Origin of the sequence: Stappia sp. ES.058, from assembly GCF_900105595.1 — a bacterium.
Lineage (GTDB): Bacteria > Pseudomonadota > Alphaproteobacteria > Rhizobiales > Stappiaceae > Stappia.
This window is the reverse complement of the sequence record NZ_LT629784.1, coordinates 1,882,232-1,901,344: the sequence shown is the minus strand read 5'-3', so window position 1 is coordinate 1,901,344 and position 19,113 is coordinate 1,882,232. Positions and strand designations below refer to the sequence as shown.

The 19,113-nt window shown below is 61.5% G+C and carries 17 protein-coding genes; 10 read left to right on the top strand and 7 right to left on the bottom strand.

Translation table 11 applies throughout. The annotated features are described in order from the left end of the window. Positions 1-64: 64 nt before the first annotated feature. The 3 genes from BLU32_RS08820 to BLU32_RS08810 form a co-directional block, all read right to left on the bottom strand. Positions 65-622, bottom strand: a complete 558-nt coding sequence (locus BLU32_RS08820; protein ID WP_093806238.1) for a hypothetical protein — start codon at positions 620-622, stop codon at positions 65-67. Between the two features lie 112 nt (positions 623-734). Beyond that, positions 735-1,133: a colicin Z C-terminal domain-related protein gene (locus tag BLU32_RS21730; protein ID WP_157727582.1), complete on the bottom strand. Its 399-nt coding sequence runs from the start codon at positions 1,131-1,133 to the stop codon at positions 735-737. Positions 1,134-1,312: 179 nt separating this feature from the next. Continuing rightward, positions 1,313-5,041 carry a vitamin B12-dependent ribonucleotide reductase gene (locus BLU32_RS08810; protein ID WP_093806234.1) on the bottom strand — a complete coding sequence of 1,243 codons (3,729 nt, stop codon included), beginning with the start codon at positions 5,039-5,041 and terminating at the stop codon, positions 1,313-1,315. A gap of 755 nt (positions 5,042-5,796) precedes the next feature. On the opposite strand from BLU32_RS08810, the gene BLU32_RS08805 reads away from it, so the two are divergent. After that, complete coding sequence (locus BLU32_RS08805) at positions 5,797-6,522, top strand: response regulator (RefSeq protein WP_244501858.1); 726 nt, start codon at positions 5,797-5,799, stop codon at positions 6,520-6,522. A 153-nt stretch (positions 6,523-6,675) separates the two neighbouring features. Continuing rightward, positions 6,676-7,062, top strand: coding sequence for an NADH:ubiquinone oxidoreductase subunit NDUFA12 (locus tag BLU32_RS08800; protein ID WP_093810791.1), 387 nt, complete (start codon positions 6,676-6,678; stop codon positions 7,060-7,062). A 123-nt stretch (positions 7,063-7,185) separates the two neighbouring features. Here the strand turns inward: BLU32_RS08800 and BLU32_RS08795 are convergent, their stop codons facing one another. Further along, positions 7,186-7,842, bottom strand: a complete 657-nt coding sequence (locus BLU32_RS08795; RefSeq protein ID WP_093806229.1) for an alpha/beta hydrolase — start codon at positions 7,840-7,842, stop codon at positions 7,186-7,188. 353 nt (positions 7,843-8,195) lie between these two features. Between BLU32_RS08795 and BLU32_RS08790 the strand changes: the two genes are divergently transcribed. The 8 genes from BLU32_RS08790 to sufA all read left to right on the top strand — a co-directional run bounded on the left by BLU32_RS08790 (position 8,196) and on the right by sufA (position 15,536). Beyond that, on the top strand, positions 8,196-9,374 hold the full coding sequence (locus BLU32_RS08790; RefSeq protein WP_093806227.1) for a cysteine desulfurase family protein: 1,179 nt from the start codon (positions 8,196-8,198) through the stop codon (positions 9,372-9,374). Between the two features lie 102 nt (positions 9,375-9,476). After that, the gene (gene sufB, locus BLU32_RS08785; protein ID WP_093810789.1) at positions 9,477-10,949 is read left to right on the top strand and encodes a Fe-S cluster assembly protein SufB; all 1,473 of its coding nucleotides are present in this window, start codon (positions 9,477-9,479) and stop codon (positions 10,947-10,949) included. Next, positions 10,949-11,122, top strand: coding sequence for a hypothetical protein (locus BLU32_RS21725; protein WP_157727580.1), 174 nt, complete (start codon positions 10,949-10,951; stop codon positions 11,120-11,122). Before sufB ends, BLU32_RS21725 begins: the two co-directional genes overlap by 1 nt. 116 nt (positions 11,123-11,238) lie before the next feature. Further along, positions 11,239-11,994 carry a Fe-S cluster assembly ATPase SufC gene (sufC, locus tag BLU32_RS08780; protein WP_093810787.1) on the top strand — a complete coding sequence of 252 codons (756 nt, stop codon included), beginning with the start codon at positions 11,239-11,241 and terminating at the stop codon, positions 11,992-11,994. Between the two features lie 17 nt (positions 11,995-12,011). Next, entirely contained in the window at positions 12,012-13,337 is a 1,326-nt protein-coding gene (gene sufD / locus BLU32_RS08775; RefSeq protein WP_093806225.1) for a Fe-S cluster assembly protein SufD, read from the top strand. Between the two features lie 3 nt (positions 13,338-13,340). Continuing rightward, a complete protein-coding gene (locus BLU32_RS08770) occupies positions 13,341-14,597 on the top strand; it encodes a cysteine desulfurase (RefSeq protein ID WP_093806222.1) in 1,257 nt (418 codons plus the stop codon). A gap of 7 nt (positions 14,598-14,604) precedes the next feature. Continuing rightward, positions 14,605-15,000 carry an SUF system Fe-S cluster assembly protein gene (locus tag BLU32_RS08765; protein ID WP_093806220.1) on the top strand — a complete coding sequence of 132 codons (396 nt, stop codon included), beginning with the start codon at positions 14,605-14,607 and terminating at the stop codon, positions 14,998-15,000. A 149-nt stretch (positions 15,001-15,149) separates the two neighbouring features. Then, positions 15,150-15,536 (top strand): Fe-S cluster assembly scaffold SufA, encoded by a 387-nt coding sequence (gene sufA, locus BLU32_RS08760; RefSeq protein WP_093806218.1) that lies wholly within the window; start codon positions 15,150-15,152, stop codon positions 15,534-15,536. A gap of 180 nt (positions 15,537-15,716) precedes the next feature. Here the strand turns inward: sufA and BLU32_RS08755 are convergent, their stop codons facing one another. The 3 genes from BLU32_RS08755 to BLU32_RS08745 form a co-directional block, all read right to left on the bottom strand. Beyond that, complete coding sequence (locus BLU32_RS08755) at positions 15,717-16,775, bottom strand: diguanylate cyclase (protein ID WP_093806216.1); 1,059 nt, start codon at positions 16,773-16,775, stop codon at positions 15,717-15,719. Between the two features lie 171 nt (positions 16,776-16,946). Further along, positions 16,947-18,473: a DEAD/DEAH box helicase gene (locus BLU32_RS08750; RefSeq protein WP_093806214.1), complete on the bottom strand. Its 1,527-nt coding sequence runs from the start codon at positions 18,471-18,473 to the stop codon at positions 16,947-16,949. 166 nt (positions 18,474-18,639) lie between these two features. Next, the gene (locus BLU32_RS08745) at positions 18,640-19,080 is read right to left on the bottom strand and encodes a hypothetical protein (RefSeq protein WP_093806212.1); all 441 of its coding nucleotides are present in this window, start codon (positions 19,078-19,080) and stop codon (positions 18,640-18,642) included. Between the last annotated feature and the right edge of the window lie 33 nt (positions 19,081-19,113).

Genomic DNA, 19,113 nt, shown 5'->3' with positions numbered 1-19,113 from the left:
ACGCCTGAACGCGTCGTCCTCACGCGGAGCATGCGCGCGATATGATGACAGCAATCGGGCGCAATCAATGCCCGACGCGGAGCACGCCCGTGTCGGGATCGTAGTCCCAGGCGTAGGCAAGAAACTGGTTGTCGTAGATCAGCACTGCCGTCTCCGGACTGAGATCTATCGCCAGATCCGCGATTTGCGCGACCGTCTCGGTTTTGAGTTTGAAGTGATGGCCGGGTTTTCCGGGCTCGGGAACCAGCAAATCGTCGATGGCGACGGGGATCTCCGTGCTCGTCTGGTAGGCCATGACGACCGTGAACTCGGGAAGCGGGCGGATGGCCATCGCGTCAAGCAGCATCTTGTCTTCAAGCTCGGGTAAGCCGAAGAGCGACATGCGCTCGCCACCAATCGCGTCTGCGACAAGCGTGTTGTCCGACACGCGCCGGTCGTAGATGACGACGCTGATGCGTTCGCCGACACGCGCTTGCGTGTAGGCTCTCAAAGCGGCGGAGGCATCAGGCTTCAGCCTTATTGACGGCGACTCCTTGTTGACGCTCCAGCCGTCGGGCGGTCGGATCTCTTCGATGTCCGTGGACTTGATCACATGTCGCGATTTCAGGAGGAAGAGCGTCATGTCGTTTTGCGCCGAAACCGGCTGCACAAGCGAGAGAGCGCAGGTGAGGGTCAGGCAAAAGCCTTTGCAAGAACCTAGTATCGCTCCGACCACTTCGCCTGTCCTTCTCGCTTCAGATGATCGAGACCAGTATTCTCTGGGCAATGATTCCGTGGCTGCGCGCCCGCATTCTGATTTCCGTCGTCGTGTTTTCCGTCAAGCGAACGGTTGCCGACCCGGGGCCCAGTCGTTCGAAATTTTGACCGTTCCCGCCCTGGATTTCGACGCTGAAGGTCGAGGGCGTTTCGGTGGTGGTTTTGAAATCGATACGCAGGGTTCGCGCGGGTCCGGCCACTCGATCGAAAACAGTTTCCCACGGCCCCCAGTTTCCGGGCGGGGCGGCAAGGGATCCTCCCCGGCCTTTTGATTCCGTTGGTTGCTTCTGGTTATGCGTGCAGGCCTCGCGGGGGTATTTCGCCTCGAGGCAAGACCGCAGCGCGGAGCCGACAGTCGCTCCAAAAAACTCATCCATGCCATGATCTCCAAGGACAGACCGAATGCAATCATAAATTGATTGTCTCTACCGGGGATTATTTCACGGCGGTCTATGAAGGAGGTCGGGGCCGTTCAAACAATCGAAGGCTTCAATGCAAAACGGGCGCCCGAAGGCGCCCGTCTCATTGTCGTCGTCTTGCTTAAGGCGCAACCGCCTCAGCTGCAGCCGCTCGTCGAGCCGCAGGTGTCGCACTTCAGGCAGGTGCCGTTCCTGACCATGGTGAAGTTGCCGCATTCCGCGCAGTTCTCGCCCTCGTAGCCCTGCATCCGGGCCTTGGCAATCTGCTGCGCCTGGCTGGCGACCGGAGCGGGGGAGGCGGTGCCGATATCGGTCGCCGTCTCCGTCTCGATCTCCACATCACGCTTGAACGCCGTGGCCACGGCGGCCGTGCGGCCATGGACGGAGGCTGACGAAAGCGTCGTGCCGCCCTTGGCCGTCTCACTGCTGCCGAGCGCGCCGGCCGGTTCCTCGCCTGCGCTGACAACGCGGAAGCGCTCGGTCTGGCCGCGCACCAGGCCGCGCGACACGACGCCGCTGTGGCCCTGATCGTTCGCGCGACCCTCGTTCGGCCCTGAGCTCATCGCCGTGTTGCCGATTGCCTCCGGCGGCACATGCGCCAGATCGTTGCGGGCGAGATAGGACACCGCCAGCTCACGGAATATATAGTCGAGGATCGAGGTCGCGTTCTTGATCGCCTCGTTGCCCTGCACCATGCCCGCCGGCTCGAAGCGGGTGAAGGTGAAGGCGTCGACATATTCCTCAAGCGGCACGCCATACTGCAGGCCGAGCGAGATCGCGATGGCGAAATTGTTCATCAGCGAGCGGAAGGCGGCGCCTTCCTTGTGCATGTCGATGAAGATCTCGCCAATGCGGCCGTCGCCGTATTCGCCGGTGGTGAGATACACCTTGTGCCCGCCGACGCGCGCCTTCTGGGTGTAGCCCTTGCGGCGGTCCGGCATCTTCTCGCGCTCGCGCACCGGGCGTTCCACGACCCGCTCCACGATGCGCTCGACGATCTTTTCCGCGACCTTTTCGATCCGTGCGGTCTGCGGCTGGGCAATCAGTGCCTCGACCGCATCTTCCTCGTCGTCCTCGTCATCGGCGAGAAGCTGGGAGTTCAGCGGCTGCGACAGCTTGGAGCCGTCGCGGTAGAGCGCATTTGCCTTGAGCGCCAGGCGCCAGGACAGCATGTAGGCCTCGGCGCAATCCTCGACCGCCGCGTCGTTCGGCATGTTGATCGTCTTGGAAATCGCACCGGAGATGAACGGCTGGGCCGCCGCCATCATGCGGATGTGGCTTTCCACCGACAGGAACCGCTTGCCGAGACGCCCGCAGGGGTTGGCGCAATCGAAGACCGCGTAATGCTCTTCCTTGAGGAAGGGCGCGCCCTCCAGCGTCATCGCACCGCAGACATGGGTGTTGGCGGCTTCGATGTCGGCCTTCGAGAAGCCGATATGCGTCAACAGGTCGAAGTCGGGATCGTCGAGCTTCTCGGCCGGAACGCCGAGCGTGCCCGTTACGAAGTCGTCGCCCAGCGTCCAGCGGTTGAACACGAACTTGATGTCGAAGGCGGAGCCGAGGGACCCGGCGATCTTCGCGAGCGCCTTGGCGTCGAAGCCCTTGGCCGTGAGGCTGCCGGGGTTGATGGCAGGCGCCTGGTCGAGCGAGCCGTGGCCCACGGCGTAGGCCTCGATTTCGGCAATTTCGCTTTCGCTGTAGCCGAGGCCGCGCAGGGCGGCGGGCGCAGCCCGGTTGATGATCTTGAAGTAGCCGCCGCCGGCCAGCTTCTTGAACTTCACCAGTGCGAAATCCGGTTCGATGCCGGTGGTGTCGCAGTCCATCACCAGGCCGATCGTGCCTGTCGGCGCGATCACCGTCGACTGCGCATTCCTGTAGCCGTGCTTCTGGCCGAGATCCAGCGCCTTGTCCCAGGCGATCTTGGCCCGTTCGACCAGACGCGGGTCGGTGCAGGAGGCATGGTCGAGTGGCACCGGATTGGTGTTGAGCGCCTCGTAGCCCTCCGTTTCGCCATAGGCGGCGCGGCGATGGTTGCGCATGACGCGCAGCATGTGGCTGGCGTTTTCCTCATAGCCCGGGAAGGGGCCGAGTTCGCCGGCCATCTCCGCCGAGGTTGCGTAGGACACGCCGGTCATGATGGCGGTCAGCGCACCGCAGATCGCGCGGCCCTCGTCGCTGTCGTAGGGGATGCCGGAGGTCATCAGCAGGCCGCCGATGTTGGCATAGCCGAGGCCGAGCGTGCGGAACTTGTAGGAAAGCTCCGCGATCTCCTTCGAGGGGAACTGCGCCATCAGCACGGAGATTTCCAGCACCATGGTCCACAGGCGCACGGCGTGCTCGTAGTTCTCCACGTCGACAAGGCCGTCTTCCTGGCGGAACTGAAGCAGGTTCAGCGACGCGAGGTTGCAAGCGGTGTCGTCGAGGAACATGTACTCCGAGCAGGGGTTCGACGCGCGGATCTCGCCGGAGGCCGGGCAGGTGTGCCAGTCGTTGATGGTCGTGTGATACTGGATGCCGGGATCGGCGGACGCCCATGCGGCATAGCCGATCTGCTCCCACAATTCGCGCGCCTTGACGGTCTTGGCGATAGAGCCGTCCTTGCGGGCGGTCAGGTTCCAGTCGTCATCGTCCAGGACCGCAGTCAGGAAGCCGTCGGTGACGCGCACGGAGTTGTTGGAATTCTGGCCCGACACCGTGAGATAGGCCTCGGAGTCCCAGTCCGTGTTGTAGGTTGGAAACTCGATCTTGGTGAAGCCCTGACGGGCGAACTGGATGACGCGCTGGATGTAATTTTCCGGCACCATCATCTTTTTGGCCGCGCGGATTTCACGCTTCAGGGCCGGGTTCTTCGCCGGGTCGAAGCAATCGCCGTCATGGCCTTCGCAGTTCACGCAAGCGCGCATGATCGCGGAGAGATGCTTCTGGCAGATCTTGGAGCCGGTCACGAGCGCCGCGACCTTCTGCTCTTCCTTGACCTTCCAGCTGATGTAATCCTCGATGTCGGGATGGTCGATGTCGACGACGACCATCTTCGCCGCGCGGCGCGTGGTGCCGCCCGACTTGATCGCGCCGGCCGCCCGGTCGCCGATCTTGAGGAAGCTCATCAGGCCGGAGGACTTGCCACCGCCCGACAGCTTTTCGCCTTCGCCGCGCACGCGGGAGAAGTTGGATCCGGTACCGGATCCGTATTTGAACAGGCGCGCCTCGCGAACCCACAGGTCCATGATGCCGTTCTCGTTGACCAGATCGTCCTGGACGGACTGGATGAAGCAGGCGTGCGGCTGCGGATGCTCATAGGCGGTCGCCGAGCGCGTCAGTTCGCCGGTCTCGAAGTCGACATAGAAGTGGCCCTGGCTCGGGCCGTCGATGCCATAGGCCCAATGCAGGCCGGTGTTGAACCACTGCGGGCTGTTGGGCGCGACCTTCTGGGTCGCGAGCATGAAGCGCAGTTCGTCGAAGAAGGCCTGGGCATCGGCCTCCCCGTCGAAATAGCCGCCCTTCCAGCCCCAGTAGGTCCAGGTGCCGGCAAGACGGTCGAAGACCTGGCGCGCATCGATCTCGGACCCATAGCGCTCGTCCTCGGGCAGGTCTGCGAGCGCGTCGAGATCCGCTTCCTTGCGCCACAGCCAGGAGGGAACGGTGTTCTCCTCGACCGGCTTCAGTCGCGCCGGCACGCCGGCCTTGCGGAAATACTTCTGCGCCAGGATGTCTGAGGCGACCTGGGAGAACTGCGTAGGGACGTCGATGTTTTCGAGGCGGAAAACGATCGAGCCATCCGGATTGCGGATCTCGCTGGTGGCGACCCGGAACGGAACCTCCGCGTAGGGCGATTGTCCGTCCTTGGTATAGCGCCGCTCGATTTTCATCCTAAAGCCCCCTTACGTGCATCCGGCCCGTCGGGGCCAATCGTTGAGTGATCGCGGTCGTGCCGCTGTCTGGTCAGTGGCGAACACGTCGCCGCGCATCCGCGTTGAGAAAACGCGAACGCCGAAGCAGGCGCTGCCCTGTTATGTGGTGCCGCACGTGCGCCGCGCGATCCGTATCTGTTGGATGTGCACCAAATATAGTATGCAGATGCACATCTGTCACGACATATCGTGTCGACTGGTCGAGAAATTCCGCCCACCGTGAGCCGCCGCGCTCAAGCCGGATGGTGTCTCGTCGACTGTCTGTGGAATGGACGCGGAGCGACTGGCTCCAACCTTCGTACGATCTGTCTGACAGTTCGAAGGTAGGGTGAATCGTTTGTAAGCGTCAAGCGATGAAATCCATCTATTGTGGACCTGGCGCGCCAGGGCGCAAAATGTAGTGTATGGGTGTGGATATCGAGGATGGTTGGCCGCGAGCCTTGCGCCCGGTGGCCCCGTCAGGGTCATGCCTGTTGCGCGGGATCTGTCGGCGAATAGCCAACCAGAGACCAAGGCTTCTCCGCAGACTGCCAGGAGCGGCACTCTCACGCGCTCGGAGAATCGCCACCGACATTTTGAAGTGTATCATTCGAACCGTTCGAATTTTAGCAAAACTGTCTGAAAATACGCGTTGCCGGATCAACCGGAGAACAATGCGGTCGTGTTTCTCTGCGTCTTGATTGTCTCAAATGCAGGATGCGCTCGTGGCCCGAATGACGCGGCACTACGCCTATGGTCTTGATATCACCGACCTCGACGTCGTGGTGGTGGACGATTCCAAACCCATGCAGACAATCCTGCGCTCCACGCTTCTCGGTTTCCGCGTGCGCCGGGTGCGCACGTTCGACAGCGCGGAAGAGGCTTTGGAGGTGATGCGCATCGATCCGCCGAATATGGTGATCACCGATTGGCGGATGAAGCCGACAAGCGGGGTCGGACTTTTGCGCAGTATCCGGCAGCGCAAGATGGCGCCCTTGTGTTTCCTTCCGGTGGTGTTTGTCACTGCCCATGGAACGCGCACGCTGATCGACCGAATCTTGCGCGACGGCGCTCAGAATGTGATCATCAAGCCGCTGTCGCCATCGGCATTGTTTGAAAGGTTGAACTGGACGCTTCGTGACAGCCGGCCACTGGTGCTGGGCGAGAATGGCCGATATGTCGTCGACGGGGTGGCCGAAAGCCTTGACGAGAAGGCGCGCAAATGGCAGCAGATCGGCGGCGGACGCAGCATTGTCGCCGTGTCTCCGGCGCGCGCCGCGGTCAGCCATCAACGCTCGCCCGCGCCGCTTGAAGATCTTCGATTGCCAAAAGAAGCCATCATCTCCGATACCGCGGCCAGGACGGCAGAACGTGGTGCCGACAACACGGAACATGCAAAAGGCGAAAAGACCGGTTTTGCCAAGATCGCTCGCGTTCGCCGGGCCAACAGTGTGGCGTGATTGGCAGACAATTGCACAACTGGACATCGGTGGGACGACAAGGCATAGTCGCGCCGCCTCGACAGGCGGCCAGGCGGAGACGTGGCCCCCGAGGCGGCATGCTGCGGAACCCGTGGCGCGCCGGTTTGTTCCCGAGAAAAATGGCCGATGTCGATGAAAAGCCTGCTGGTTCAGTTTTTCACCTGGTGGAACGGTGCGACGTGGGGCACACGTTTCTTCACCTGGCGCAAGGGCGAGTTCGTTGGCAATGACGAATTCGGCAACAGTTACTATCGCGAGCGCGGCGGAAAGAAGCGCTGGGTGATCTACAAGGATCTGGCCGAAGCCTCGCAAATTCCTTCGGGATGGCACGGCTGGATGCATCACCGGGTCGATACGCCGCCGAGTGAAGTCGCGTACACGCCACGCAGCTGGCAGCAGTCGCACCGCCCCAATGCGACAGGCACTCCCGGAGCCTACCGGCCAAAGGGGTCGATCCTGACGCCGGAACACCGTCCGAAGGTCTCGGGTGACTATGAGGCGTGGTCGCCGGACAGCTGAGGCGACGGTCGTAACGACGGCGCGCCCGGTTCGATCCGGCTCGATTTCAGTATTCTTCAAAACAAAACGCCGGCTGAATGTCAGCCGGCGTTTTTCGTTTCGTGTGGCCGTCGCCCGGTCTTGTCAGGCGACTTCTGTGTCGATCCCCAGACGACGGTCGAGATAGTTTCCGCATTCGCCCATCAGTTCGTCCATGTGGTTCTCGAAGAAGTGGTTCGCGCCGGGAATGATCTTCTGGTCAATGACGATCCCCTTTTGCGTCTTCAGCTTGTCGACCAGGTTCTGGACATCCTTCGGCGGCACGACCTTGTCGGCATCGCCATGGATGATGAGGCCGGAGGACGGGCAGGGCGCCAGGAACGAGAAGTCGTGAAGGTTCGCCGGCGGGGCCGCGGAGATGAAGCCCTCCACCTCGGGGCGGCGCATCAGCAATTGCATGCCGATCCAGGCGCCGAAGGAGAAGCCGGCAATCCAGCAGGCGCGCGCATCGGGATGAACGCTCTGCACCCAGTCGAGCGCCGCTGCCGCGTCCGACAGTTCGCCTTGGCCGTGATCGAAGGTTCCCTGACTGCGCCCGACGCCGCGGAAGTTGAACCGCAGAACGGCAAATCCGCGTTTCGCGAACATGTAATAGAGCTGATAGACGATCTGGTTGTTCATCGTCCCGCCAAACTGCGGGTGGAGATGAAGAATCAGAGCGATCGGCGCCGTGCGCGATTTCGCCGGCTGGAACCGGCCTTCGATGCGGCCGGCCGGCCCGTTGAAAATCACCTCAGGCATAGACCACCTCGTGCATGGGGCTCGTGTTCCTTTTTATGTCACGCGCGTTCGACAAACATCAGGCTAGCTAAGGGCTATTGCGTAGTGCTGCCTTGACTCGGATGAACGCCGTTCCTAAAACTTCTTTAGAATCGTTCGAAACTTCGCGGTCGAGCCGGTCACGTCGAACCCTTCGGTCCTTCGCGTGGCTTGTAGGCTTGTCTTATCCAGATCTCCGTGCGGAAATGCAAGGATTGCGTGGGTGTCTGGCGTCGACTGCATCGCTTTTCGTGTTTTGCGCGATGTCTGGTGCGACGCCGTCAAATGTCTCCGATCCGGGAAGACCCGGTCCGGCAGAAGGGGTTGATGCCGCAATGGCGCAAGGCAGAGCCATCTATCTGGATCACAACGCGGGCGCAAAACTGCGCCCGGCGGTGGCGGGTGCGATGCGCGATCTGCTCGGAGTGAGCGGAAACGCGTCCTCCGTTCATGCGCCAGGCAGGGCGGCGCGCGCTCGGATCGAGGCTGCACGCTCTGCGGTCGCAGCGCTTGCCGGTGTTGAGCCGGCCAATGTCGTCTTCACCTCCGGCGCGACCGAAGCCAATGTGACCGCCTTGTCGCCTGACTGGGTCGACGGACGCGGCAGCCGTAGCTTTGACCGGCTGCTGGTCGGGGCGTGTGAGCATCCTTCGGTTTTGGCCGGTGGACGTTTTGCGGCGGATGCGGTCGAGACGCTTGCGGTCGACGCGCAGGGACGGGTCGATATCGCGCGGTTGTCGCAGCGGCTGGCCGAACATGCCGGGGACGGGCAGTCCGTCCTGGTCAGCGTGATGGCGGCGAACAATGAAACCGGCGTGATCCAGCCGCTGGACCTGATCGGCGCGGCGGTTGCCGAAGCCGGTGCGGTTCTACATGTGGACGCGGTTCAGGCGGCCGGCCGCATCCCGATCGACCTCGAGGGCTGGCGGGCCGACAGCATGGCGTTGTCCGCGCACAAGATCGGAGGCCCTCAGGGGGCCGGAGCCCTTGTGCTGCGAAACGCCGACCTGCATCCCGTGTCGCTTCTTACCGGTGGCGGCCAGGAGCGGCGCAAGCGCGCCGGAACGGAGAATGTGCTGGCGATAGCCGGTTTTGGCGTGGCAGCGCGAATTGCGTTGGATGAAATCGCCGATTGGGACCGATTGGGCGGTCTTCGGGATGGTCTGGAACGCGATCTTCTCCATATAAAGGGGGAGACCCGCGTGTTCGGTCGAGACGCGCCGCGTCTGGCCAACACATCCTGTTTCGCCGTGCCCGGGATGCCGGCCGAGACAGTGCTGATCGCGCTGGACCTTGAGGGGATTGCGGTCTCTTCCGGGTCGGCGTGTTCAAGCGGGAAGGTATCCTCGTCGCATGTTCTTGTGGCGATGGGCGTCGATCGGGACCTGGCACGCTGCGCCTTGCGCGTGAGCCTCGGGCCGGACACGACGAAAGACGAAATTGAGGCCTTTGTCGCCGCCTGGCGACGTGTATCGGCCCGGATGCGGACAGCGGACGCGGGGCGTGCCGCCTGACCCGATCGGGCTTGTGAGTAGCTGCCGAAGGCGACGTTTCGTTGCTGACGGTTACAGATCGACAACCCGCGGTCCTTGACGCCGCAGTGGATGGAGACGGAAATGCCTGCAGTTCAGGAGACGATTGACCGCGTGCGGTCGATCGATGTGGATCAGTACAAATACGGCTTCAGCACCGACATCGAGTCCGACAAGGCGCCCAAGGGCCTCAACGAGGACATCATCCGCTTCATTTCGGCCAAGAAAAACGAGCCGGAGTGGATGCTGGAATGGCGGCTGGATGCCTACAAGCGCTGGCTGACGATGACCGAGCCGACCTGGGCCCGCGTCGAGTATCCGAAGATCGACTTCAACGACATCTACTATTACTCCGCGCCGAAATCGACGCCGGGGCCGAAGAGCCTCGACGAGGTCGATCCGGAGCTGCTGGCGACCTACGAGAAGCTGGGCATTCCGCTTCAGGAACAGGAAATTCTCGCCGGCGTCGAGCCGAAAAACCGCGTCGCGGTCGATGCGGTGTTCGACAGCGTGTCGGTCGTCACGACGTTCAAGGAAGAGCTGAAGAAGGCCGGCGTCATCTTCTGTTCCATCTCCGAGGCGCTCCAGGAGCACCCCGAACTGGTGAAGAAGTACATCGGCTCGGTGGTTCCGGTGACCGACAATTACTATGCGACGCTGAATTCCGCCGTCTTCACCGACGGGTCCTTCGTCTATATTCCCGAGGGCGTGCGCTGCCCGATGGAACTGTCGACCTATTTCCGCATCAACGAGCAGAACACCGGTCAGTTCGAACGCACGCTGATCATCGCGGAGAAGGGGTCCTACGTCAGCTATCTGGAAGGCTGCACGGCTCCCCAGCGCGACGAGAACCAGCTGCATGCGGCCGTGGTCGAACTGATCGCGCTCGACGATGCCGAGATCAAGTACTCGACCGTCCAGAACTGGTATCCGGGCGACAGCGAGGGCAAGGGCGGCATCTACAATTTCGTCACCAAGCGCGGCGATTGCCGGGGGAAGAACTCCAAGATCTCCTGGACCCAGGTGGAAACCGGCTCGGCGATCACCTGGAAGTATCCCTCCTGCATCCTGCGCGGCGACAATTCGCGTGGCGAGTTCTATTCCATCGCCGTGTCCAACGGCCGCCAGCAGATCGACAGCGGCACCAAGATGATGCATCTGGGCAAGAACACCTCCAGCCGCATCATTTCCAAGGGCATCTCGGCGGGCCGTTCGCAGAACACCTATCGCGGGCTGGTCTCGGCGCATCGCAAGGCCTCGAATTCGCGCAACTTCACCCAGTGCGACAGCCTGCTGATCGGGCAGGACTGCGGCGCGCATACCGTGCCCTATATCGACAGCAAGAACGCGACCGCCGTCTTCGAGCATGAGGCGACCACCTCGAAGATCTCGGACGACCAGATGTTCTATTGCCAGCAGCGCGGCCTTTCCGACGAGGAAGCGGTGGCGCTGATCGTCAACGGCTTCGTCAAGGACGTGATCCAGCAGCTGCCGATGGAGTTCGCCGTCGAGGCGCAGAAGCTGATCTCGATCAGCCTCGAAGGCTCCGTGGGTTGATGACGACGGCCGACTTCATCGATCTCTTTGCGACCCCGATTGCGGGTGGCGTCGGAGGCTTCCTTGGAATGCTCTTCGTCGCGAAAGACAAGGGATTCACGCCGAAAATGGCGGTTGGAGTCGGTTTTGCCGTTGCTGTGGTGCTGTTTGCCTACAAGCTTGCGACCCGATGAAGGGATCGAGCTGCTCCGGCGCTGCGCGGCCTGCCTGCGCCACCTGATGAACCAGACATTCACGGCGGAGCCGGACCGGCTCGCCGAAACGAAATGAAATGAACGAGGATTACCCGATGCTTGAGATCAAGAATCTCCATGCCCGCATTGCCGATGACGGCACCGAAATCCTGCGCGGCGTCAATCTGACCCTGAAGCCCGGGGAGGTGCATGCCATCATGGGGCCGAACGGCTCCGGCAAGTCGACGCTCTCCTATATTCTCGCCGGCAAGACCGATTACGAGGTCACCGACGGCGACATCCTCTACAATGGCGAGAGCCTCTTGGCGCTGTCGCCGGACGAGCGGGCCGCAGCCGGCATGTTCCTGGCGTTCCAATACCCGATCGAGATCCCGGGCGTCGCGACGATGACGTTTCTGAAGACTGCCCTCAACGCGCAGCGCAAGGCACGGGGCGAGGACGAGCTGTCCACGCCGGAGTTCATGCGCCGGGTGAAGGAAAAGGCGGCTGACCTTCAGATCACGATGGACATGCTCAAGCGCCCGCTCAACGTCGGTTTCTCCGGCGGAGAAAAAAAGCGCTCCGAGATCCTGCAGATGGCGCTGCTCGAGCCGTCGCTCTGCGTGCTCGACGAGACCGATTCCGGCCTCGACATCGATGCGCTCAAGGTGGTGTCGGACGGCGTCAACGCGCTGCGCTCGCCGGAGCGTTCGTTTCTGGTGATCACCCACTACCAGCGGTTGCTCGACCACATCGTGCCGGATGTCGTGCATGTGCTGTCCCGTGGCCGGATCGTGAAGACCGGCGACAAGGACCTGGCACTTGAACTGGAGAAAAACGGCTACGCCGACTATGTCGGCGCGGCCGCGTGAGCGCGGGGGAAGCTGTCATGAACATGGAACCACGCACGCTTGAAACCAAGGCGGAGGCCGCGCTGGCCGAGGCCTATGAGACAGTGCGCGACACCTTGCCGGGTGGCGCGGGCGTTGCAAAGCTGCGCACGGAGGCCTTCGATGCGTTTCGCGCCAAGGGGCTGCCGCATCGTCGGGTGGAAGAGTGGAAATACTCCGATCTTCGCGCAAGGCTGAAGGACGTTCCGGCATTCGCGGCCAGGCGGTCCGACACGGACGCGAAGGCCGTGCTCGCCTCTGCGGGTGAGGCCTATGCCGCGGTCGAACGCCACCGTCTGATTATCGTTGACGGGCATTATCATCCGGAGCTTTCGGATGTAACCGCTCTGGCGAACGAGGGCGTCACTGTGCGGTCCTTCGCTGAGGCGCTTGCCGCCGATGGCGAGACCTTGCTCGAACTTCCGGTCGTGGCGCGCGACGATGCGGCTGTGGGCCTGAATGCGATCTTCTGTGCCGACGGTCTCGATCTCGTGATCGCCGATGGCGCCGCGCTGACGAAGCCGCTTGAAATCGTGCATGTGTCGGGCGGGGAGGCGATCAGCACGGCCGAGCGGGTTCTCATTCGCGCCGGGGCGAAGAGCGAGGCGGTGATCCTGCAGACGTTCGTCGGCGGCGCGCAAGGGACGTTTTCCAACACGCTGACCGACATTCGTGCGGGCCAGGGGGCCGGGCTGACCGTTGCACGGCTGCAGACAGAGGCGCCCGGCACAACCCACATCGCCACCGCGACGTTGACGCTTGCGGAAGCGGCGCAGGTCAAGTTGATTTGTGCCGGCATCGGGTCCGGTTTTGCCCGCCATCAGGCTTTTGTGGCCTTTGACGGCGAGAACGCCCGTGCCGATATGCTCGGCATCACCATGGTGCGCGACAGGCAGCACGTTGACCAGACGCTTGTCATCGATCATGCCGTGCCGAATTGTCAGAGCCGCGAGATCTTCAAGACGGTTGTCGACGATGGCGCGAAAGGCATTTTCCAGGGCAAGATCATTGTCCGCCCGCATGCACAAAAGACCGACGGGCAGATGATGACCCAGTCGCTTCTCCTGTCGGAAGACGCGGACATGTCGCTCAAGCCCGAGCTGGAAATCTTTGCCGATGACGTTCAATGCGCGCATGGTGCAACCAGCGGTCAGATCGACGAGGACCTCCTGTTCTATCTTCGCGCTCGCGGTATTCCGGAGAAGGAGGCCCGTACGTTGCTCGTGCTGGCGTTCCTCTCCGAAGCCGTGGAGGAAATCAACGACGAGATCGTTATCGAGGCGTTTGAAGGCCGGATCAAAGACTGGCTTTCGACCGAGGAGTAAGACATGGCGTTGAGTGCGAATCCGGCTGCGGATGCGGCTGCCACCTACGATGTCGCGGCGGTGCGCCGGGACTTTCCGATTCTTTCGCGGGAAGTCTACGGAAAACCGTTGGTGTATCTGGACAACGGCGCGTCTGCCCAAAAGCCCCAGGCGGTGATCGACGCCGTGTCGCGGGCTTATTCGCACGAATACGCCAATGTTCACCGTGGCTTGCACTATCTGTCCAACACCGCGACGGAAAACTTCGAGGCGGCGCGCGAGACGGTGCGCCGTTTCCTGAACGCGCCGTCGGTGGACGAGGTGATCTTCACCCGTTCGACGACCGAGGCCATCAATCTCGTCGCGCAGACCTTCGGCGATGCCGAGATCGGCGAGGGCGACGAAATCGTCTTGTCGATCATGGAGCACCACTCGAACATCGTGCCATGGCATTTCCTTCGGGAGCACAAGGGCGCGGTTCTAAAATGGGTCTATGTGCGCGAGGACGGTTCCTTCGATCTGGACGCGTTCGAGCAGGCGATCGGGCCGCGCACCAAGATGGTGGCGATCACCCACATGTCGAACGTGTTGGGAACCGTGGTGCCGATCAAGCAGGTCTGCGAGATCGCCCATGCGCAGGGCGTGCCGGTGCTCGTCGACGGCAGCCAGTCGGCCGTGCACATGCCGGTCGACGTTCAGGATCTTGATTGCGACTTCTACTGTTTCACCGGGCACAAGGTCTATGGCCCGTCGGGCATCGGGGTGCTCTGGGGCAAGATGGAGCTTCTGGAGAAGATGGCGCCCTTCAACGGCGGCGGCGAGATGATCCTCGACGTCACCGAGGACGGCGTGACCTACAACGCTCCGCCGCATCGCTTCGAGGCAGGCACGCCGCCGATCGTTCAGGCGATTGGTCTGGGCGCGGCGCTCGACTACATGGATGCAATCGGCCGCGATCGGATCGCCGCGCATGAAGCGCAGTTGCGCGACTATGCGCAGGAGCAGCTCAAGAAGCTGAACTCGGTGCGGATCTTCGGCGAGGCGCCGGGAAAAGGCGCGATCATTTCGTTTGAAATGACGGGGATTCACGCCCATGACGTGTCCATGGTGATCGATCGGGAGGGTGTTGCCGTGCGCGCCGGTACCCATTGCGCACAGCCGCTGTTGGCACGATATGGTGTAACATCGACCTGCCGCGCGAGTTTCGGTCTCTACAACACCACCGAAGAGGTCGACAGTCTCGTCGCGGCCTTGCAAAAGGCTCAGGACTTTTTTGCGTGAGGATGCCATGAGTGAACAATCGACAATGCCCGATGCCGGTGCCGAAGAGGCGCAGGCAGAGATTTCAAGCTCCGGCAGCGCTATTCCCGCGGGAGAGTTGCAGCAGATCACCGAGGACATCGTCGGGGCCCTGAAGTCCGTGTACGATCCCGAAATCCCTTGCGACATCTACGAGCTCGGGCTGATCTACAAGGTCGACATCGAGGATGACCGGTCGATATCCGTTGACATGACGCTGACAGCTCCCGGCTGTCCGGTTGCCGGTGAGATGCCGGGTTGGGTCGAGGATGCGGTGAGTTCGGTCGCGGGGGTCGGACCGGTGAATGTCAATATGGTCTTCGATCCCCCGTGGACGCCGGATCGTATGTCCGAGGAAGCCAAGATCGCGCTCAACTGGTATTGACCCGACTGACTTCCTATATTGAGATGACGTGACAGGGGGCGTGACCCTGTCCAGAGTGATTGTGCGTGACAAAAACGCTGGCGGCGTTCCGACGCACCGATGGCGCGAAGCGCCGGACAACTCCCCGGACTGCTGGATTGGACACTGCGATGGCATCGAAATTTCAAGTCCTGACGCTGACCGAAGCCGCAGCAGGGCGTGTACGCGAAATCCTTGAGAATTCGGACAGGGATGCGCTGGGACTGCGTGTCGGTATCAAGACAGGTGGCTGTGCCGGCATGGAGTACGACATGTCGCTGGTCGAAGAAGCAAGGTCCGGTGACGACGTGATCGAAGACAAGGGCGTCCGCATCTATGTCGATCCCTCGGCGGTCCTGTTCCTCCTTGGAACGGAAATGGACCATGAGGTGACCAAGTTCCGCTCAGGCTTCGTCTTCCGAAATCCCAACGAAGTCTCAGCCTGCGGTTGCGGCGAATCCGTATCTCTCAAGGCCGCGGATTCGGGTGGTCTTCACCCGGCCGACGCGGTGGGGTAGGCGCTCAAGGCCTTCAAAACTGGCAGCTTGCGTCTCGCAATCACCCGTAATTCGCTTTCGCTTCTGCCGAGAGCGCTTTGGTATGACGTGCCCATGCGCGCCGCTTTACGCGCTAAAGAGCGGGCCACGGTATTGGCGTTGCATAATTTTTCACAAAAGGTCTTAGCGGCAATGTGCCGTTCAGGCGACGCGTGTGTCTGACTGAACGTCCGGATCGGTCTCGCAGCGCACGAGATTTCGGCCTGCGGCCTTGGCTGCATAAAGCGCTGTATCCGCACGGCCGATCAGGGACTGGGCCGTATCTCCCGGCTTGAACGACGAAACGCCGATCGAAATCGTGACCCGGCCAAGATTTTCGCCCGTCGAGCGTTTCACCAGTTCCTTTGACAGGACCGCGCGGCGGATGTGTTCGGCAACGGTGACGGCCTGACGCAGTGACGTATGCGGCAGCAGGATCGCGAACTCCTCGCCGCCATACCGGCAGGCGATGTCGTGCCCCTTGACGTTCTGTTTTACGGCAAGCGCCACCAGTCTCAACACCTGGTCGCCGGTTTGATGCCCATAGGTGTCGTTGAATTTCTTGAAGTGATCAATGTCGGTCAGCAGAAGGGACAGTGGTTCCTGCGATTCAGCCGCATCTGCCACAACACGCTCAATGGTGTGATCGAAATGCTTGCGGTTGCTGAGGGTGGTCAACTCGTCCGTCAACGATTCATAACGGATCGCTTCAAGGCTTTCCTGCAGCTCTTCGATCTGCTTGCGCGAGTCGACAAGCTGGTCTTCAAGTGCCTGGTTTGACGCGGCCGTGCTTTTGGTTGCCTTTATCATGTGGCCGACGACGCGCTTGAGCTGCGTCGGATCTTCAAGGTCTTCCAATTGTGATTGAACACCGGCAAGCGACGCGCCGTATTCCGCGACGCTGTCGACACTCTGTCCCAGAATGTCGACCATGTCCCTGATCTCGTCAGAGATTTTCTCTCCGACTTCATCAATGCGGTCGCCCAGCTTCGTCGGAGACAGAAAGCCGTTGTAGATCTGCTGAAGCTGTTCGGTGGTGATTTTGCCGTTCGAACCGGCAACCTGGTTCACAGCCCGGTTGAGCGAGTGATTGAACCCTGCCGCATAGGTATACCAGAGCTCATAGAACCGCGGATAAGCAGGAAGTTCATTCTTGCGAATGTACTTTATCGCTGCGTCACCGTAGACGATCGTTCGCTTGTGGTCGTCTTCCTGGGCCATTCGCGGTTCCAAACGCAAGTGTGGAGCAATTTTTCTTGGTTGCGCCACCAATCCTTAGAGTTGGCATGAGTATTGTCTGCCAAGGTTTAAGGTATCGTTAAGGGTGATTGACCCTGTATCTGCGATCTCCGCTACGGCAGACAGCTTCACCGGCCTCAATGAGGCTGCCTGTCAACTTGCCTTCTTGGGGCGCGTGTCGCGCAGCAGGAAGGCGGGAACGTGATCGCCCAGTCCGATGACGGGCTCATCATCCTTGCCGCCGTTTCCGCGCCGCCGCTTCGGAACTTGACGTTTTTCTTCCTGGGTCGCCGATTTCGGGCCACGCCCGCGTCTGGCAGGGGCTTTTTGTTCGGTCTTTGCCTCCGCCTGCGGTTCGGATTTCGCCGGCTCCGGTGCATCGACAACGGCTTCATCCCCGGCCTTTTCGGCCTCTGGCTTATCGGTCTTGCGATCCCGACTGCCTGCCCGGGTCCGGCGCCGAGGCTTGGCCTCTCCGTCGGTCTCATTGTCGCGCGGCGTGCGCCCGCCGCTTCTGCGACGTGCTTTCTGATCGGTTGCCGCGTTTTCGAAATCGATTGCGTCGCCGAGCCAGGCGAGGGGGCGCTCGATCAGCTTTTCGATCCCGGCGAGGTACTTCTGGTCGCTGCCGGTCACGATAGAGATCGCAACTCCGCTCCGTCCTGCTCGACCCGTCCGGCCGATACGGTGGACATAATCCTCAGCGTGCGTGGGCACGTCATAGTTGAAGACGTGACTGACGTCCGGAATGTCAAGACCACGTGCTGCCACATCACTGGCGATGAGGAGGGTCAGCTCGCCTTTCCGGAACTGGTCGAGCGTCGCCATGCGCGACCGCTGGTCCATGTCGCCATGCAGGGCGCCCACGGAGTAGCCGTGGCGTTGCAGGGAGCGGAAAACGGTTTGAACATCACGCTTGCGATTGCAGAAAACAATTGCGTTCTTGAGATCCTGTGCCTCGTCGACCAGCTTGCGAAGGGTCTCGCGCTTGTCAAAATCCTTGCCGCCGGAGGCAACGACCTGCTGGGTCACCGTATCCGCCGTCGAGGACGTGCGGGCCACTTCGACCCGGGCCGGGTTGTGCAGGAAAGTGTCGACCAGGCGCTGGATCTCCGGTGGCATGGTTGCCGAGAAGAACAGTGTCTGACGGGTCATCGGAATCAGTTTGCAGATCCGCTCGATATCCGGAATGAAGCCCATGTCGAGCATCCGGTCGGCTTCGTCGATCACAAGAATGTCGACGCCCTGCAGCAGCAGTTTCCCGCGCTCGGTATGGTCGAGCAAACGCCCGGGAGTGGCGATCAGCACATCCACGCCACGGTCCAGCTTGCGGTCCTGATCGCCAAAAGAGGTCCCGCCGATCAGCAGCGCAACATTGAGGCGATGGTTCGCGCCATATCGGCTGAAGTTTTCCTCGACCTGGGCGGCGAGCTCTCGCGTTGGCTCAAGAATGAGCGTTCGCGGCATGCGCGCGCGACCTCGACCCTTCTCAAGCAGCGTTAGCATCGGCAATGTAAAGGACGCCGTTTTCCCTGTTCCGGTTTGGGCGAGGCCCAAAACGTCACGGCGTGCAAGCACATGCGGAATTGCGCCAGCCTGAATGGGGGTGGGTTCGGTGTACCCGGCGGCCTCGACGGCGGCGAGTACTTTTTCGCTCAGTCCAAGTGAGGAAAAGGACATATTACCTTGATTGCATGATTGGAAACCGTGCCAGAACCAACCGTATCGACCGGTCCCGGCTGCTTTGCCGCGCACACTACAGTTCGAAAACAAAATGTCAATGACGCAAAGACGCCATACGCAGTGATACAAGAATTTCCGATCATGCAGTCCGTCGGTCGTGCTGTCAGTTACTTGCCGGTCGGAAGGTGTGGCTCGAGGGGGTCTCACCCTCGAGGAAGAGTTCGTAGGTCGTTTCCTCGCCCTCAGGTGTTCGCAGGTCGACGAAGGCGGCCAGGCCGTAACTGTCCAATTCGCTTCGTAGACCGGTGATTCTGGCTGCAAGAGCGCGGGCACCGGTCACTTCGGCTGTCGTCTCTGCCGCATCCCGGGACACGATGAAAAGCCGGTCCCCATTTGTTTGTCGGACGACGACGAAGGACAGCGGCGAGCCTTCGGCGCCCGGGATGCGCGTGAGCGCTGTAACATCGCCCGGGAGCGTTTCCACCAGTTCTTTCACCGGATCCGCCGTCGCGGTCTGTGCGGCGAGGGTCAACGGGATCGACGCAGCCAGGGCGGCGGTCGGAAGAATACGACGCAACGGGGCGCCGGAGAAAATCCTGTGCATGGTTGCTCCTTTTCTGACGCATTGCGTGCAACA

Coding starts and splice junctions, on each gene's coding strand:
- BLU32_RS08820 (WP_093806238.1), bottom strand. CDS start 622: ATGACGCTCTTCCTCCTGAAATCGCGACATGTGATCAAGTCCACGGAC.
- BLU32_RS21730 (WP_157727582.1), bottom strand. CDS start 1,133: ATGGATGAGTTTTTTGGAGCGACTGTCGGCTCCGCGCTGCGGTCTTGC.
- BLU32_RS08810 (WP_093806234.1), bottom strand. CDS start 5,041: ATGAAAATCGAGCGGCGCTATACCAAGGACGGACAATCGCCCTACGCG.
- BLU32_RS08805 (WP_244501858.1), top strand. CDS start 5,797: ATGACGCGGCACTACGCCTATGGTCTTGATATCACCGACCTCGACGTC.
- BLU32_RS08800 (WP_093810791.1), top strand. CDS start 6,676: ATGAAAAGCCTGCTGGTTCAGTTTTTCACCTGGTGGAACGGTGCGACG.
- BLU32_RS08795 (WP_093806229.1), bottom strand. CDS start 7,842: ATGCCTGAGGTGATTTTCAACGGGCCGGCCGGCCGCATCGAAGGCCGG.
- BLU32_RS08790 (WP_093806227.1), top strand. CDS start 8,196: ATGGCGCAAGGCAGAGCCATCTATCTGGATCACAACGCGGGCGCAAAA.
- sufB (WP_093810789.1), top strand. CDS start 9,477: ATGCCTGCAGTTCAGGAGACGATTGACCGCGTGCGGTCGATCGATGTG.
- BLU32_RS21725 (WP_157727580.1), top strand. CDS start 10,949: ATGACGACGGCCGACTTCATCGATCTCTTTGCGACCCCGATTGCGGGT.
- sufC (WP_093810787.1), top strand. CDS start 11,239: ATGCTTGAGATCAAGAATCTCCATGCCCGCATTGCCGATGACGGCACC.
- sufD (WP_093806225.1), top strand. CDS start 12,012: ATGAACATGGAACCACGCACGCTTGAAACCAAGGCGGAGGCCGCGCTG.
- BLU32_RS08770 (WP_093806222.1), top strand. CDS start 13,341: ATGGCGTTGAGTGCGAATCCGGCTGCGGATGCGGCTGCCACCTACGAT.
- BLU32_RS08765 (WP_093806220.1), top strand. CDS start 14,605: ATGAGTGAACAATCGACAATGCCCGATGCCGGTGCCGAAGAGGCGCAG.
- sufA (WP_093806218.1), top strand. CDS start 15,150: ATGGCATCGAAATTTCAAGTCCTGACGCTGACCGAAGCCGCAGCAGGG.
- BLU32_RS08755 (WP_093806216.1), bottom strand. CDS start 16,775: ATGGCCCAGGAAGACGACCACAAGCGAACGATCGTCTACGGTGACGCA.
- BLU32_RS08750 (WP_093806214.1), bottom strand. CDS start 18,473: ATGTCCTTTTCCTCACTTGGACTGAGCGAAAAAGTACTCGCCGCCGTC.
- BLU32_RS08745 (WP_093806212.1), bottom strand. CDS start 19,080: ATGCACAGGATTTTCTCCGGCGCCCCGTTGCGTCGTATTCTTCCGACC.